This is a genomic window from Acidobacteriota bacterium (genome assembly GCA_016716435.1).
Classification (GTDB): Bacteria; Acidobacteriota; Blastocatellia; order Pyrinomonadales; family Pyrinomonadaceae; genus OLB17.
This window is the reverse complement of sequence record JADJWI010000002.1, coordinates 1-13,679: the sequence shown is the minus strand read 5'-3', so window position 1 is coordinate 13,679 and position 13,679 is coordinate 1. Positions and strand designations below refer to the sequence as shown.

Sequence of the window (13,679 nt, the reverse complement as noted above, 5' to 3'; positions counted from 1 at the left end):
GGACAGGCATCACGGTCAAGACCGTTAATGTAGATGAGATCTACGACGAGTTTAACTACGGCGTTCTAAGCTCTGTTCTTGTGAAGTTGTTCCTTCAGTACGCCTTCGTCCTGGCAGGTTCAGCCGCAGTACGCCCTGATCGTTGGCGACGCATTCTTTGATCCTCGGAACTTCCGCGGTTTCGGCTATCACAATTATATCCCGACCAGATCGGTAAACACGATATTTACCGAAACCCCGAGCGACGAATATCTGGCGGACTTTTGGCGGCGACGGCCTTGCCGAGATCGCAGTCGGCCGCACCCCGGGTGCGGAGCGGGCAAACCGTCACTAGTACGCTTGCAAAGTGACCAATTGGGAAGCAGCTCGTTAACCGCTCGGTCGCGGCACCCTCTTTGCCACGACCGCCGGACGGTTACGATTTTGAGGGGCACAGCGCAACTGGCCGGATTCGAAACTAACTCCCTGCGTGGCAGACCATGACAATGTGGTTGGCCGCGGCCAGCAAAATTGCAGGCAACACTTGTTTCAGCGATCAATTCGGGCAAGTTCTTTGTGAACTATGCAGGGCATGGCACCACCGGCGGTTGGGCGGCATTGTCGTTCTTTCGATATTCAGCGTGACCTGCACGAACGGCCAAACACAGTGCGTCAATAACCCGGCACGAAGCTGTTTAAACGATGCTGACCCGCCCAATGTGGTTTCTTTCTAAGCATCGATAATGACAGTCTTGCTGAAACGCTTCTCTTCTCGAACAACGGAGGAGGTGTTGCAGCGTGGGCATCAACGGGACCACGACGCCGGACGTACAGGAGGTCATGGCACAGCGGTTCTACAACCAGCTCGGTGCCGGCAATATCCCGCGAATGGATCTGATCAGGGATGCCAAATCAACGATCCCCGGCGGAATCGATGTTCGGCTTTCGTGGACGCTGATCGGCGACCCGATGCTGAAGGTCAGTTGATCAATTCAGACGATCACAGAAAAGGGCGTCCGCAATGGACGCCCTTTTTTCGTGATACTGGTACTCGCGGCAGGAGTCGAACCTGCGACTTCTTCCTCCGGAGGGGTTAGAAGCTAGATTTCACGCTATTTCAATCGCTTCGACAATATCGATAGAATCGGCCGATTCTTATTGACTTCCTTCAACTCTTCATTCATTCTATTGCAGTCATTTTCACCTTTTCCGGTGATTCCTAGTGGAAAGTAAGGTGGAACAGTAAGGCAATTCACTAATGAGGAAGTAGATGGAGATTATTAGCCGATCGATCATTCTTCGAAAGCCACGAACACGGAAAATCACACTCAAGGACGGGTCGACCAAAGAGATTCCGATCAAAGGCGGCTATGCGTATCGGATCCGATTTGTTGATGACGGCGGGCGTCCGCGAACGGAAGAGCGTGGTTTGTGGGACCTTAAACGCGAAGCGAAAAAAGCCCGCGATGATGCTGAGAAGCTGCTTAACGAATCCCGCGGCAACATCCGAACGGGCGAGCAAAAGACCTTCAACGATCTCGCGGACGAATGCGAGCGAGAGATCTACGCCGAGAAGAAATCTAACTCGACGAAATACATTATAAGCACGCTTCGATCGTACTTCGGACAGCGACGGCTTAACACGATCAACCGAGCGAGCCTGAGTGCGTATATCGAATGGCGATCCGGCCAGGACATCAAAACCGCAAAGGCCGAAGAGCTAAAGCGGCCGATCAAGCGTTCGACTATCGACAAGGAACTTCGGATCATGCGTTCAATGATCTACTACGCGATCGACGAAGGCTGGATTGTCGAGAATCCTTTCCGTCAGACGAAGAAAATGCGGAAGCTGATACATCAGGCGACGGGCGACCGCGATCGCGTTCTGCTGGCCGTCGAGGAGCCGCGTCTGCTGGCCGCGTGCGAGCCTTCCGAACGTGAGATCAAGTACAAACGAACTCTCGGCGGAAGGGAACGCCAAGAAACGATGAAACGCAAGACCGGCAACCCGTTCCTGAAGGCGATCGTGTTGCTCGGGCTCGACAGCGGTATGCGCCGCGGCGAGATATTGAAAATGCGATGGCGGGACATCGATACGGTCGGTCGCGTGGTCCGCATTCCGGCGGCAAACACGAAAACCAACGATGCCCGGCTGGTGCCCTTATCCGAACGCACAGCGGCCGAGCTCGAGCGCGTCAGGCCACTTGGCGACGGTGATGAGGTCTTTCCGATAAATTGGATCGGCAAGGCTTTTGAGGCAGCCGTCGCGATCGCCGAGATAAAGGATCTTACGTTTCACGACCTTCGGCGAACGTTCACAACGCGGCATATCGCCGCCGGAACGAATCTCGGCATGATCGCAGCGGCGACTGGCCACAAGGACCTGAGAATATTGCAGGAACATTACAACAAGGTTGCGACCGTCGAGATGCAGCAGTTTGCTGACCGTATCGACGCCGCGAATCAGGAACGAATTCAACTTGCTTCGGAGGCGATCAACTAATGAACAAAGTGCATATTGTCGAGACTTTTGAGATGAACGATCCAACGCTAGGCGTTGTCGAAGTTGCAGTGATCGAAGGCCTTCATCTCAAAGGTTTTCTTTGGAGGGCGAACGGCCGAACGATGATAAGTCTTTCGGCAGATCTCTCGTTCGAGATGCGGAAGGACGTTTATTTGGATTTAATTCAGATGCGGATCGATGAGCTGGCCGACGAGTGGCCGGAATTTCTCGACTGAAAAAAGTCTCATGCCGACTAGATTCACACGACATACGGTCAGGATTTCGAGTAAGGACGGGTTCGCAAATGCTGGGGATGCTGACGATTTCTTTGCTCTCGAACCGAACGAAGTTCCGGGCAATCTTCCGCCCGAGCAGCCTGACGAAGAGTCGGTAACGATCCGCGTGATCAAGACGGCGGCGGGTGCCGAAATGTTGATTCGTTTTTCACAAGGAAACGACGCTCACACGGTTCATTCGATCGAAGGGCTTTCGCCGAAGGATCTCGTCGACGAAGCAACGAACGCTATTCACTCCATGCTGAAGGGATTGCTGACACCGCCCGACCGTTATCAGGAGATCGCTCCTGGGATTTATAGGGGTATCACGACGGGCCGGAAACACGGCAAAGTGTCAGCTTCCGACGATATCAGTCGCCGCACTCGTGAACGCATCGCGGCATTGATACTCGCCGGACTTCCGGAAAGAGAGATCACCGCCGGCAAGGTTGCCGATATCGAGTTTCGCTGGTCAGACTCAAACCTTCGCCGGCAGCTCGCCGATCACGGTCTACCGAGTTTCAAGGTGCTGAAAAAAGCCGTAATGCAAACCGTGCGGAAAACTCCGCCATAGTTTCACTCACGCACTTATCAATTCGTTTCCCTTACATTAGAACGCGTGCGAACATTCGCCGCGTTTTTTTATGGAAAACTTGGACAGTTTGAGCAACGCGAAAAACGAGGCCGAGATCATCGATGATCGCGAACTTCGCCGCCGTTACCTGATGTCAGCGACGACGGCATGGCGGCTTCGGAATCGCCGACACAACCCGCTGCCACACTTTTTTGTGGGCGGCCGGGTGCGATATCGGGCGTCGTCCGTACAGCAATTTTTTGAGGAAACCGGGAAATAGAAAAGGCCCAGGTATGCAGCCTGAGCCATTTTCTTTTGAGATCTTCGCCGGGCAAGGTCGAGATCGAGTACCCATGCATTCTAACCTTAAGCGCGATCAAAAGTCTATCTGCACGTTTCCGCCAGACGGCGGGCTTCGGCCCGCTCTCGCCTGCCTGGAGGTGTGCCGGCCGTGAGCAAATTCGCAAAGACACCGGAAGAGTACATTCGGCGGCTCGGCGAGTTGTCGAAATCAGAGATCCGGACGCTGCTAGGCCTTCTCTTGAGCAAGAACCAGGCGACGGGAAGATGCGATCCAAAGCAGGTGACGATCGCCGCCCTTATCGGTATGAACAAGTCCCATGTTTCGGAGGCATTGGCCGGTTTGGAAGCGAAAGGCTGGGCCGTTCCTAATGAGCACGGCAACTATGTTTTTCCCGACGAACCGCCAAAAGTTCCGAGTCTCGGAACGTTCCGAAAGACGGAACAAAAAGTTCCCGATTTCGGTAAGAAAGTTCCCGAATCAGGAACTTCATATATAGAAGAACAGAATCAACAGAAGGAAGAACAGAAGAGAGGCACTCGAATTCCCGATCCGTTTCTTCTCACCGCCGAGATGCGAGCCTACGCAGCAGAGAGGCGGCCGGATATCGACGTAGGCATCGAGACGGAGAAATTTTGTAACTATTGGCGGGCGAAGGCGGGACAGGGTGCCCGGAAGCTCGACTGGACCGCCACATGGCGGAATTGGATATTGAACGCCAAAGGAGGCCGAAATGGAAAAAATCAATTTTCAGCGTCAGAGCGAAATATGGAAAGACTCGACGGAACGATCAAGCTCGGCGAGCAGCTCGTCGCGAACGAAGACGCCGTCGCCGGACTATACGCGGGTTTGTCTCTTGCTCGTCCAGAAAACCCGGCTGCTCGCCAGCTCGCCGCCGGCGACGGAACAGGAGGCCTTACTGCAGGCCGCGACGTGGGCGGAGATCCTCTTCGAGATCATTCCACTTAACAGGCTCGACGACGTTTATCGACGCGCCGCACGCGATCACGATTCAGCCTTCCCGCTTGGCCATGGCGGCATGATCGCCGCCTGGAAAGCGATCAAGGCCGAAGAGTCGGCCTTGCGGCAGGACGCGGCCATCGGCGCAACGCTGCAAACAGACTCGGCGGCTGATTGCGACCTTTGTTACGGCGGCGGTTTTCGGTTTAAAGAACATCCGGCCGACACCGCGAAATCTGGCTTTGTTCGATGTGACCACAGCGAGGCCGCTGTCGCACCGAACGACTACGAGAATTAAGAGGAGGATTGCGATCACGCAGAGCTGGCTCGACAGCGTTTATGCAAATTGGAGGGAAATTTGATGTTGGAAAGGGAAAAAATAATTGCTATCGAAAATTTCGCCGATCTCAAGGCATTGACGGTCGTCAACGCATTTTTACTGCAATCGATGCTTGAAATGATCGGTGCCAAGTCGGAACCATTGATCCTTGCCGTAGAGAAAATGAACATGGGCCTTGGAGATTTGTTCGAGAATGAATTGCGCAAGAAGTGCGGTCTCGAGCCTAGGACCGAGACACGGCAATCAGTTCGGGAAGTTCTTGATCAAATGTCAGTCGATTGGTCGAAGATGGCCGAGAATTAAATAGGGGAATTGCGATGAACGACGATACCAAAATCCCGTTTCTCAGATCGGAGAGGGATTCAAATCCGGAGATCGTCCGGGTGTTCGAAAGCCTTGCGGACTATTTTTTCGGCCTGCAATTGATGGTCGCACCTTTGATCCAGGAATATCTGCAATCGTTGCCTGAAGACGGACGGCGGGAATTCATCAAGCGTCTTGAGAAAGAATGCCGGCCGAATCACATCGAGTGGTTGAAAAGGCTCGTCGAAGGCGAAGACGAGTGGCCTTCGCGCTTCGATTGATCTTCGCGAAGACGGCCGGCGGCTACATGGAATCCATTCCGTCTCTAGTCGATATGTTGAAACTTCGCGAATACGCCGCGGCCTGGTCCGGCTGCTCGGCCGCGGCATCATTCATTAGCGCGCTCTTTCGTTCGCGGCTCCCTCCTGAGGAAAAAAAAAGAAGCGGGTATCGCACGACCGCGCTTGGTCGCGAAGTTTATAAAAAAAAAGTGATTCATCAACGACGGCCAAATGATTACTGATTTTCGAGAAACCGCTGCATTCACGATTGGCTTGCTCCGGCAGATGCTCTTATCGGTTTCCCGCGAAGTCTCCGGGCCGTCGAGCTCTCAAACACGCGATCGCCTCGATCGAGATCGCGTACATTCTCGGCCGGCCACAGAAATTGCAAATGGTTTTCGCTGCTATCGAAGACGGCAATCGTCGTTTCGCCGATCTTTTGGCGGTCACCGGGATTCCACGGCCGGAACTCGAAGACCTTTTGAACGACCTTATCGAATCCGGATATCTTCGCGAATTGCGCGAAAAACCGTTCTCGATCGACGGCCGCGGAAGGCCCGCGCGTATTTTTGAAAAAGTCGAAAATAAATAGCCGGGAAAAACTCTAAACTCTCTCGCATGGCATCGATCGGCGAAATTCTCGAACGATTTAAGACCGAACCGCCGCGGCAGTCGCTCGCGGTTTATCGGCGGGGCGTCGACGAAAAGAATCGAATCGTGTCGCTCGCGTTTGCGTCCGACAAGCCGGTGGATCATTGGTTTGGCCGCCTGCAGCTTTCGATGAATCGAAAGGCGATGCGTTCCGACCGGCTCAAGTTGGGAGCACCGCTGCTGATGGATCACAATCCGAGCGATCAGATCGGGGTGGTCGAAAGTTTCACATTGGGCAATGACGGCATGGCACGGGCTGATGTTCGTTTTGGCGACAGCCAACGGGCGGAAGAAATTTTTCGCGACGTTAAGAACGGCATACGCCGTAACGTCTCGGTCGGCTTCATGGTCCACGAGATGCACCGCGAAAAGACCGAGAAAGGGCAGCCCGATCTATACCGCTCTGACGATTGGGAACCGTTCGAGATCAGCATTGTTTCGATCCCGGCAGACATTTCGGTCGGCGTTGGCCGATCACTTTTGGAGAAGACGAAAATGGACGAATTTGACGAAATTAACCCGAACGATCCGAATGAGATCATTGCGTTTGCCGAGATTTACGGCGAAGCGAACCTTGCTCGCGAAATGCTGCTTGCAAATTCTGCGACCAACCGCGAAGCGGTGCGTGTCGCTATTTTGGCCAAGCGCAAGGCCGCGGCATCAACCCAACCGCAGGTTTTTCCCATGGATCCCTGGACGGCCGCAGAACGTCAGGGCGGACAGCGGATCGAGTTTGCCCGGAGTATTCCGCGATACGGCAAGCTGCGAGCCTTCAAGGGCGAGGGTGCCGAAGAGCGGGCCTATCGCTTCGGTCAATGGATCCTTGGCGGACCGCTCGGCAATAACGCCAGCCGCAATTGGTGCCAGCAAAACGGTCTTATGATCACACGGGCCGCCCAGGTCGAAGGCATCAACGAAAAAGGCGGCTATACCGTGCCCGAAGAATTCGGAAATGACATCGTGCAGCTCATGGAGCAGTACGGTATTTTCCGGCAGAACGCTCACATCGTGCCAATGAGCAGCGATCGGCGCACTGATCCGGTCTTGAACGGCGAACTCACGAGTGCGTTTGTCGGCGAAATGGCCGAGGGAACCGATCAGGACCTCGATTTCGGCATGATCGGCTACACAGCCAAAAAACAGATGGTTCTGGTGCCCTATTCGAGCGAAGTATCAGAAGATTCGGCCATATCGATCGGCGATCACCTTGCCGATGCCGCCGGGCGTGCTTTCGCGTACAAAGAGGACATCTGCGGCTTTAACGGCGACGGGACATCGACCTACGGCGGGATGGTCGGCCTTCGCGAAGCACTCAAGGGCATCGACGCTTCCCCAGCCAATATCGCCGGGCTCCAGGTCGGTTCCGGCAACGCATACAGCGAACTCGCTCTGGTCGATTTCGAGGGCGTGGTCGGGCGGTTGCCCGATTATGCGGATACCGGCAACGCGAAATGGTACGTTTCACGACGCTTCTACTACAACGTGATGGTGAAATTGCTTCTCGCCGCGTCCGGGACAACGCCGACCGAGATCGAGGACGCTCGCAACCGTCGTTATCTCGGCTATCCGGTCGTTTTCACGCGGGTGATGCCAACGAGCGAAGCAAACAGCCAGGTTTGTGCACTTTTTGGTGACCTTGGACTCGGAGCACGTCTTGCGGACCGTCGAAAATTCACGACCGCGATCGACGATTCGATCCTGTTTCGGAAAGACGCTCTATTGTTCCGGGCAACCGCTCGTTTTGATGTCAATTGCAGCTTCGGTGTTGGCGATACGACCAATGCCGGGCCGGTTTGCGGACTTATCACGGCTGCATCGTAAGGCTGCACAGTTCGGGCCACAATCTAAACCCGAAACCTTATCGGTGTAAAGCTCAGGCGGCCCGTTGGAACAGATCCGGCGGGCTTTTCAATACAAATAAACCTATGAAAACGAAAATTCAGCGAGAGGCCCGGACGATACGCGAAACGTCCGCAAATTGGGAATCGAATTCGGAATCCGGCGACGTCATCAGCACCGAGATCTCGGTGCATTATTATTCACCGACGGTCGCAATGCTCAAGGCACAGCGGATCGAGGCACAGCGGCGGTATGAGCAGGATCCGACCGCGATCGTATGGGTGAGTGAAGAGCTGGAACCGATGCTTCATTCACTGACCGGCCTTCCCGACGGGATCGATGTTCCTTCGCCGATCACGATAGATTGGCTCGATGCCCAGGACATCCGCAATCTGACGGCTCTCCGCGATGCGATCAATCAGGACATGACGGCGGGAAAACACAGCCCGCGAAGTAGCTCAATGGATCGAGAGCGAAGGTAAAGCGGGCAAGACATTTCCGGAGTATCTGACTCTGGAGATCGCGAAAGAATACGGTCAGCCGCCGCATGAGATCGAGAATTGGCCCCCTGTTCTGGTTTCACCGGGCCGCGCCAAGATGCGGGCCGAAAATATCGCCGCTCGCAACCGCGAAGCGAAGCTTAAGCGAAAGAAATAGGCCGTATGGATTTTAAGCTCAGATATCAGATACAGGCGGACGGACGACAGGCAAAGGCCGAGTTGACCGATGTCGAACGGGCGATCGACCGGATGTCGAAGCGGGCGGCTTCGTCATCGAGCGGCATGGGTGCCGTTTTCGGCGGCAGCCTTGCGGCAGATGCCTTTTCGCGGATAACGGCCGGTGCAGAACAGGCCGGTACCGCCGTATTCAACTTCACTTCACGGCTTGAGCAGTCGCGGATCGCGTTCACGACACTTATCGGCAACGCCGCCGCTACGACAAAGCATCTCGACGACCTTCGCAAACTCGCTACGCAAACACCGCTCAGTCTGCAATCGCTGACATCGATGTCGCAACGGCTGCAGGGTGCCGGGATACAGCTCGAGCGCATCGTTCCGTTGATCCGGGAGATCGGCAACACGGCGGCTGCGACCGGCGAACTTACGGCCGAACGCATGGAAGGCATCAGCCTTGCGTTCTCGCAGGTCGTAACGAAGGGGAAGGTCTCGGCCGAGGAAATGAATCAGCTCGCGGAACGCGGCATCCCGGCCTGGCGGATACTCTCAGAACAGCTTGGCAAATCGGCGGCCGAATTGCAGAAAATGGCAAAGGACGGCGAGCTGTCGGCTGAAGTGCTTTGCGGGCATTCGAAGATTTCTCGCGGGCTAACTTCGGCGGGGCGATGCAGAAGCAGGCCCAGACCTTCAGCGGTGCGATGTCGATAATCAGCAATATCGCACTCGACACCGCAAGCACCGCATTTCAGCCGATCTATGATGAAATATCAAAATTCTCGTCGAAGATAGCCCAATCACTCCAAAGTCAAAAGGAAGATGTAACCCGTCAGGGCGTTTCGTTCGGCTTCGCCATCGGTGAAGCGATCGGGCAAGGCATCGAGCAGTCAACCATCGGTGATAAAGGATTTCGCCGGTATCAACTCTGCTTTACAGACCCCTATGTCGGCATTGGCGGCAGACTTGGCCGTCGATGGGTGAGGGTATCGCGAAAGGCTTTCAGGACTCCGCCGATCCGTTCAACAAGGAAGTTGCCGGCTTTCAGCGTGAAGAGGAAGCGTTCAACGCCGTCATCGCCCGTTATCGCCGCGAAATGAATCGCCTGCGGGCATTGCAGGCCGGTACACCGGCAAACGCGGCGGCGACACCGCCCGGAGCCAAACCCGCCCGCCCGCCGAAGGACGATTCAGCTCGCAGAGCGGCAGAGGCCGAACGCGAACGCATTAGGATCGCCCGGCAGCTTTACGAAGACCAGACGGCCTATTTTGCGGCTGAGGCCCGCAAGCGATTCGCGATCGTTCAAGAGTATGCCGAGGCCGAAAAGCGTTCGGCCGCCGATGTTGCACGCTTTCAGGAATTCCCTGCCTCGACACGCTCGAATTCAAAAGCAAAACTCGGTGAATACATCAAGAAGCTTGTTCCCGGAACGAATGAACATACTGAGCATTGCAGGAACAGACGATCCTTGAGCTTGACATCGAAACGCTTCGCCCGAAAACGCGAAAAGCGAGGCCGATCGGAAAAAAAGGCGGCCACGGAAGGAGAGCGAAAGCTCCACACCGAACGCAAACAACGCTGGAAAGAAAGACATCGATTACTTGAACAAGCGGTGGGACCTCGAAGGTGCCGAGATGGAACGGAGGGCAGCCGAACGAGCGGCGATCGCCCGCCAAAATGCTGAGGCGGCAATGGCCACGGCTCCTGGTACGCTTTACGGCGGCATAATGTCCGGCCTGGGCAGTGAATTGGTGCCGATGTTCGATGCGGCGACCAACGCAATGCTGACCTTTCAGCAAGCGGCTCCAGATGGTTCACCAGGACGTCAATGCGTTTGTCGGGGATGCTCGGCGGAATGGTCAACGGTTTGGTTCAAATGGGCGTGGCATGGCTCACAACGGGCGAATTCTCGGCGAAGGCAGCTTTGCAGATGCTCGGCTACGGCCTTTAGTATCGCGACTCAGGCCGCGATCAAAGCCGTCTTTGAGGCCGCCGAATCGGTTGCCGCTTATGCCCGCTGATTTTGTTTCCGGATCGATGCACGCGGGCCGCGGCAACGATGTATTCCACCGTTGCCGTTATCGCCGGTGCCGCCGGTCTCGGCCGTACTGCGCCCGTGCAATGGGCGGCGGAAGTGGTTCGGGTTCATCTTCCGGCTCGTCGAGCGGTTCATCGTCAAACTACGGCGGATCTTCGCGGCCGAACGAAACCCCCGATCCGTTTTCGCGGGCATCGGAAAATGCGTTTATCAGCGGACGTGATCCTGAAAGGCGAGAACTCGCCGAAGCCGTCGCCAGGCTATCGGAAAAGATCGAGGGAATGAGGCCCGGCGATGTTGTTCGGGTCGGGGTCAGGCAAAGCCCGGGCGTGATCGCAAACGCGGGTTGCAGACGATATCGGCCGCAACAGCGGACTCGGTTCGCATCGGTCGAAGCATCGGATTGAAATAAAGATCGCTTTCCGCTGATACATAGAAACCTCGTCGCTGATCATCGGCGGGGTGGAAGGACCTCGACGGCGGAAAAAAGGCCGCGGACTTCGGGTAATGATCCGCGGCCTAAAATTTCTAAAAACATTTTCTTTCGAATTGTGAAAGGTCGAAACATTGCGACCGGCTTTTCAGGTGGAAAGTAAGGTGGCAACGTCAAAGGGCATCCGGTCGGATGCCCTTAACTTATTGATAATATTGGTACTCGCGGCAGGAGTCGAACCTGCGACTTCTTCCTCCGGAGGGAAGCGCTCTATCCACTGAGCTACGCGAGCCTACGCGTATTTTACGTGTTTCAGCTCTTTGGTTCAATACGGATCGTTTTTATCTTCACCGCTTCGACCGGCCGTTCACCTTCGCGTGGCTGAACGCCCGAGATGGTACGAACATTGTTCATGCCTTCAATGACCTTACCGAAGACCGTATAACGGTTATCAAATCCGGACTCACGTTTCGCTGCGTGATAAAAAACTGGGAGTTTGCCGAATTGACGTCTGGGCCGCGAGCAAAGCGCCTACGATCGCGGTGTTATACGGTATATCCGAGAATTCCGCCGGAACGTTGGGTTTGGCGAACCGCCCTGTCCGTCGTTGGTCGGGTCATTGTCCTTGAATTTGATCACCGCTTTGATCACCGACTGGTTGATGCGGTGAAACGTGACGCTGTCATAAAAACCTTCACGGGCGAGGCTCTTTGAACCGTGCGACCATCGGCGATGTTCGAGTAGAGTTCGATCTTGATCGTGCCATATGCCGGGTATTTTCCATTTCGGATCACCGCGATCTCGTTATCGGCGACCGGGGCAACACCTTTGACCTCAGATGTCGAACTGCTGTTTGCCGCAGGTTTGGGGTCGCATGCGGTCAAAGAAATCAAAACGATGGCAAAGAAGGAGAAAGCTGCTATTCTTACAAGACTTTTCATTTTAGCTGATCGGTGTCGAGGATAATGGTCACAGGCCCATCGTTCACGAGCTCGACCATCATTGCCTGAAAACGGCCGGGTTCGACATTTTCGGTCCGCTCGAGCTTTCGCAATGAAGTATTTCATACAGCCGATTCGCGTCCTCGGGCCGAGCCGCATCAATGAACGACGGCCTGCGCCCCTTTCGCGAATCGGCATAAAGCGTAAATTGAGAAACGACAAGTAATCCGCCGTTTGTGTCGATCAACGAGAGATTTTTTGCCATCGGAGCTTCGAAGATCCGAATGTTCAAGATCTTTTCAACCAGCGTATCTGCTTCCCCGCTCGGTGTCGCTTACCGAGACGCTGAGCAGAATCAGTAAAACGCGCCGGATCTCGCCGGTAGTCTCGTCATCGACTATTACTCTGGCTCGAGAGACACAGCTGGAGAACCGCCCGCATTAACTGGCGGGTTCCTCAATACTAGACGCGGTTCATAACGATCTGTTTGACCGTTTATCGCCGGGATGCAGGTAACTCAGCGATCGCATCGACGACGGACTGGCCTCGATCACTTTGCCAAACTTTGTGCAGCTCGGGGGCAGAGGGTAATCGATATGCATTGGCGAAAAACTGCGATCCGCTGGTATTCGGCCCGGCATTAGCCATTGCAACGGTCCCTTTTCGTAGACGCCCGAATAAAGATCGGAACCCGAAAGTCGATCTCGTCATCAAATCTTCCGCCCCAGGCCGATTCGCCGCCGTAGCCCCTCGCCAGCGGGTCGCCGCCCTGATCATGAAGTTCTTGATGACCTGATGAAAATCACGCCGTCGTAATAATTGCGTTCGGACAAGAGGGGCAGAAAAATTCTCGGTCGTTTTCGGTGCGTCCTGTTCCAATAGTTCAAACTTTATCGTTCCTTTGTTGGTCTCAATTACTGCAGTTCGATTGCTCATTACTTGCTCCTAAAATAGGTTTGTTACAAAACAAAAAAGTTAGCACGATTGGGACCGAAAGGTTAATTCGGGATTTCGGCCTACGACTTTCCGAATATAAATGGTCAATAGCGGCGGCAACTCCATTCTCGTCATTGCTGAGCGTTGCTAAAAGATCGTCTCGTTCAAGCAGACTCGGATCGGCGTTTCCCATCACGACCGCGGTTCCGGCGAATTCGAGCATTTCGACGTCGTTAAAGTTATCACCGATCGCCATTTCCACCGTCACGGGCAACGCCGTGGCGTTCGGCAAGTTGGCAACCACGTCTCTGGATGCGTGGTCCGGCAGAATACTGAGAAGCGTGAAATCGCTTCGGGTAAGAACCGGTAGCCAAACAATGCACCGTGTCGCCGCTCGCCCGCCAAAATGGATTGTATTTCAGCCATTCGCCCGCAGCCGCCTGAGAATGAGATATGTATCACTTCTCGTGGTCTGCGATCACATCTTTCGAGCAGATGAACGTGGTGAACGGATTCTTCCGCTTCACTGCCGTAACGTCTCACCATTGAACATATTTTTGCAAGGGACGTTGTCGTCCGGAGATACGGTCGCCACAGAAGAATTCTTTCTCCATGGGATCCGCATCAGCAAAAGCATCGCCGCCAAACTTACCT

At 54.8% G+C, this 13,679-nt stretch carries 19 protein-coding genes, 1 tRNA gene and 2 pseudogenes; 16 read left to right on the top strand and 6 right to left on the bottom strand.

Features of this window, described 5'->3' with window-relative positions; translation table 11 throughout:
- The first annotated feature begins 777 nt into the window (after window positions 1-777).
- The 16 genes from IPM21_03125 (at window position 778) to IPM21_03050 (ending at window position 11,122) form a co-directional block, all read left to right on the top strand.
- Window positions 778-966 (top strand): hypothetical protein, encoded by a 189-nt coding sequence (locus IPM21_03125; GenBank protein ID MBK9162892.1) that lies wholly within the window; start codon window positions 778-780, stop codon window positions 964-966.
- A gap of 283 nt (window positions 967-1,249) precedes the next feature.
- On the top strand, window positions 1,250-2,482 hold the full coding sequence (locus IPM21_03120; protein MBK9162891.1) for a tyrosine-type recombinase/integrase: 1,233 nt from the start codon (window positions 1,250-1,252) through the stop codon (window positions 2,480-2,482).
- Complete coding sequence (locus IPM21_03115; protein ID MBK9162890.1) at window positions 2,482-2,718, top strand: hypothetical protein; 237 nt, start codon at window positions 2,482-2,484, stop codon at window positions 2,716-2,718. Before IPM21_03120 ends, IPM21_03115 begins: the two co-directional genes overlap by 1 nt.
- A gap of 10 nt (window positions 2,719-2,728) precedes the next feature.
- On the top strand, window positions 2,729-3,331 hold the full coding sequence (locus IPM21_03110; protein ID MBK9162889.1) for a hypothetical protein: 603 nt from the start codon (window positions 2,729-2,731) through the stop codon (window positions 3,329-3,331).
- Between the two features lie 88 nt (window positions 3,332-3,419).
- The gene (locus tag IPM21_03105) at window positions 3,420-3,611 is read left to right on the top strand and encodes a hypothetical protein (GenBank protein MBK9162888.1); all 192 of its coding nucleotides are present in this window, start codon (window positions 3,420-3,422) and stop codon (window positions 3,609-3,611) included.
- A 171-nt stretch (window positions 3,612-3,782) separates the two neighbouring features.
- Window positions 3,783-4,601 (top strand): helix-turn-helix domain-containing protein, encoded by an 819-nt coding sequence (locus IPM21_03100; protein ID MBK9162887.1) that lies wholly within the window; start codon window positions 3,783-3,785, stop codon window positions 4,599-4,601.
- Between the two features lie 70 nt (window positions 4,602-4,671).
- Window positions 4,672-4,890, top strand: coding sequence for a hypothetical protein (locus tag IPM21_03095; GenBank protein MBK9162886.1), 219 nt, complete (start codon window positions 4,672-4,674; stop codon window positions 4,888-4,890).
- Window positions 4,891-4,953: 63 nt separating this feature from the next.
- On the top strand, window positions 4,954-5,235 hold the full coding sequence (locus IPM21_03090; protein ID MBK9162885.1) for a hypothetical protein: 282 nt from the start codon (window positions 4,954-4,956) through the stop codon (window positions 5,233-5,235).
- Window positions 5,236-5,249: 14 nt separating this feature from the next.
- Entirely contained in the window at window positions 5,250-5,516 is a 267-nt protein-coding gene (locus tag IPM21_03085; GenBank protein MBK9162884.1) for a hypothetical protein, read from the top strand.
- Window positions 5,517-5,907: 391 nt separating this feature from the next.
- On the top strand, window positions 5,908-6,108 hold the full coding sequence (locus IPM21_03080; GenBank protein MBK9162883.1) for a hypothetical protein: 201 nt from the start codon (window positions 5,908-5,910) through the stop codon (window positions 6,106-6,108).
- A 26-nt stretch (window positions 6,109-6,134) separates the two neighbouring features.
- Window positions 6,135-7,988, top strand: coding sequence for a phage major capsid protein (locus tag IPM21_03075; protein MBK9162882.1), 1,854 nt, complete (start codon window positions 6,135-6,137; stop codon window positions 7,986-7,988).
- A 104-nt stretch (window positions 7,989-8,092) separates the two neighbouring features.
- Complete coding sequence (locus IPM21_03070; GenBank protein ID MBK9162881.1) at window positions 8,093-8,488, top strand: hypothetical protein; 396 nt, start codon at window positions 8,093-8,095, stop codon at window positions 8,486-8,488.
- 180 nt (window positions 8,489-8,668) lie between these two features.
- Window positions 8,669-9,391, top strand: coding sequence for a tape measure protein (locus tag IPM21_03065; protein MBK9162880.1), 723 nt, complete (start codon window positions 8,669-8,671; stop codon window positions 9,389-9,391).
- A 262-nt stretch (window positions 9,392-9,653) separates the two neighbouring features.
- Window positions 9,654-10,361 (top strand): hypothetical protein, encoded by a 708-nt coding sequence (locus IPM21_03060; protein ID MBK9162879.1) that lies wholly within the window; start codon window positions 9,654-9,656, stop codon window positions 10,359-10,361.
- Complete coding sequence (locus IPM21_03055) at window positions 10,312-10,698, top strand: hypothetical protein (GenBank protein ID MBK9162878.1); 387 nt, start codon at window positions 10,312-10,314, stop codon at window positions 10,696-10,698. Before IPM21_03060 ends, IPM21_03055 begins: the two co-directional genes overlap by 50 nt.
- 100 nt (window positions 10,699-10,798) lie before the next feature.
- Window positions 10,799-11,122 carry a hypothetical protein gene (locus tag IPM21_03050; protein MBK9162877.1) on the top strand — a complete coding sequence of 108 codons (324 nt, stop codon included), beginning with the start codon at window positions 10,799-10,801 and terminating at the stop codon, window positions 11,120-11,122.
- Window positions 11,123-11,364: 242 nt separating this feature from the next.
- On the opposite strand, the gene IPM21_03045 is transcribed toward IPM21_03050, so the two are convergent.
- The 6 genes and pseudogenes from IPM21_03045 to IPM21_03020 form a co-directional block, all read right to left on the bottom strand.
- Window positions 11,365-11,440, bottom strand: a tRNA-Arg gene (locus IPM21_03045).
- Between the two features lie 20 nt (window positions 11,441-11,460).
- Window positions 11,461-11,634 (bottom strand): annotated as a pseudogene (locus IPM21_03040) (peptidylprolyl isomerase).
- A 161-nt stretch (window positions 11,635-11,795) separates the two neighbouring features.
- Window positions 11,796-12,089, bottom strand: a complete 294-nt coding sequence (locus IPM21_03035; protein MBK9162876.1) for a hypothetical protein — start codon at window positions 12,087-12,089, stop codon at window positions 11,796-11,798.
- Window positions 12,086-12,530, bottom strand: a pseudogene (locus tag IPM21_03030) (D-tyrosyl-tRNA(Tyr) deacylase). The gene IPM21_03035 and the pseudogene IPM21_03030 overlap by 4 nt, the downstream one beginning before the upstream one ends.
- A 54-nt stretch (window positions 12,531-12,584) precedes the next feature.
- Window positions 12,585-13,025 (bottom strand): peptidylprolyl isomerase, encoded by a 441-nt coding sequence (locus tag IPM21_03025; GenBank protein ID MBK9162875.1) that lies wholly within the window; start codon window positions 13,023-13,025, stop codon window positions 12,585-12,587.
- Complete coding sequence (locus IPM21_03020; GenBank protein ID MBK9162874.1) at window positions 13,000-13,329, bottom strand: HAD hydrolase family protein; 330 nt, start codon at window positions 13,327-13,329, stop codon at window positions 13,000-13,002. Before IPM21_03020 ends, IPM21_03025 begins: the two co-directional genes overlap by 26 nt.
- Between the last annotated feature and the right edge of the window lie 350 nt (window positions 13,330-13,679).

Excerpts from the sequence above, each read along its gene's own strand:
- IPM21_03120 (MBK9162891.1), top strand. The coding sequence starts at position 1,250 with ATGGAGATTATTAGCCGATCGATCATTCTTCGAAAGCCACGAACACGG.
- IPM21_03115 (MBK9162890.1), top strand. The coding sequence starts at position 2,482 with ATGAACAAAGTGCATATTGTCGAGACTTTTGAGATGAACGATCCAACG.
- IPM21_03110 (MBK9162889.1), top strand. The coding sequence starts at position 2,729 with ATGCCGACTAGATTCACACGACATACGGTCAGGATTTCGAGTAAGGAC.
- IPM21_03095 (MBK9162886.1), top strand. The coding sequence starts at position 4,672 with ATGATCGCCGCCTGGAAAGCGATCAAGGCCGAAGAGTCGGCCTTGCGG.
- IPM21_03090 (MBK9162885.1), top strand. The coding sequence starts at position 4,954 with ATGTTGGAAAGGGAAAAAATAATTGCTATCGAAAATTTCGCCGATCTC.
- IPM21_03085 (MBK9162884.1), top strand. The coding sequence starts at position 5,250 with ATGAACGACGATACCAAAATCCCGTTTCTCAGATCGGAGAGGGATTCA.
- IPM21_03080 (MBK9162883.1), top strand. The coding sequence starts at position 5,908 with ATGGTTTTCGCTGCTATCGAAGACGGCAATCGTCGTTTCGCCGATCTT.
- IPM21_03075 (MBK9162882.1), top strand. The coding sequence starts at position 6,135 with ATGGCATCGATCGGCGAAATTCTCGAACGATTTAAGACCGAACCGCCG.
- IPM21_03070 (MBK9162881.1), top strand. The coding sequence starts at position 8,093 with ATGAAAACGAAAATTCAGCGAGAGGCCCGGACGATACGCGAAACGTCC.
- IPM21_03065 (MBK9162880.1), top strand. The coding sequence starts at position 8,669 with ATGGATTTTAAGCTCAGATATCAGATACAGGCGGACGGACGACAGGCA.
- IPM21_03060 (MBK9162879.1), top strand. The coding sequence starts at position 9,654 with ATGGGTGAGGGTATCGCGAAAGGCTTTCAGGACTCCGCCGATCCGTTC.
- IPM21_03055 (MBK9162878.1), top strand. The coding sequence starts at position 10,312 with ATGGAACGGAGGGCAGCCGAACGAGCGGCGATCGCCCGCCAAAATGCT.
- IPM21_03050 (MBK9162877.1), top strand. The coding sequence starts at position 10,799 with ATGGGCGGCGGAAGTGGTTCGGGTTCATCTTCCGGCTCGTCGAGCGGT.
- IPM21_03035 (MBK9162876.1), bottom strand. The coding sequence starts at position 12,089 with ATGAAAAGTCTTGTAAGAATAGCAGCTTTCTCCTTCTTTGCCATCGTT.
- IPM21_03025 (MBK9162875.1), bottom strand. The coding sequence starts at position 13,025 with ATGAGCAATCGAACTGCAGTAATTGAGACCAACAAAGGAACGATAAAG.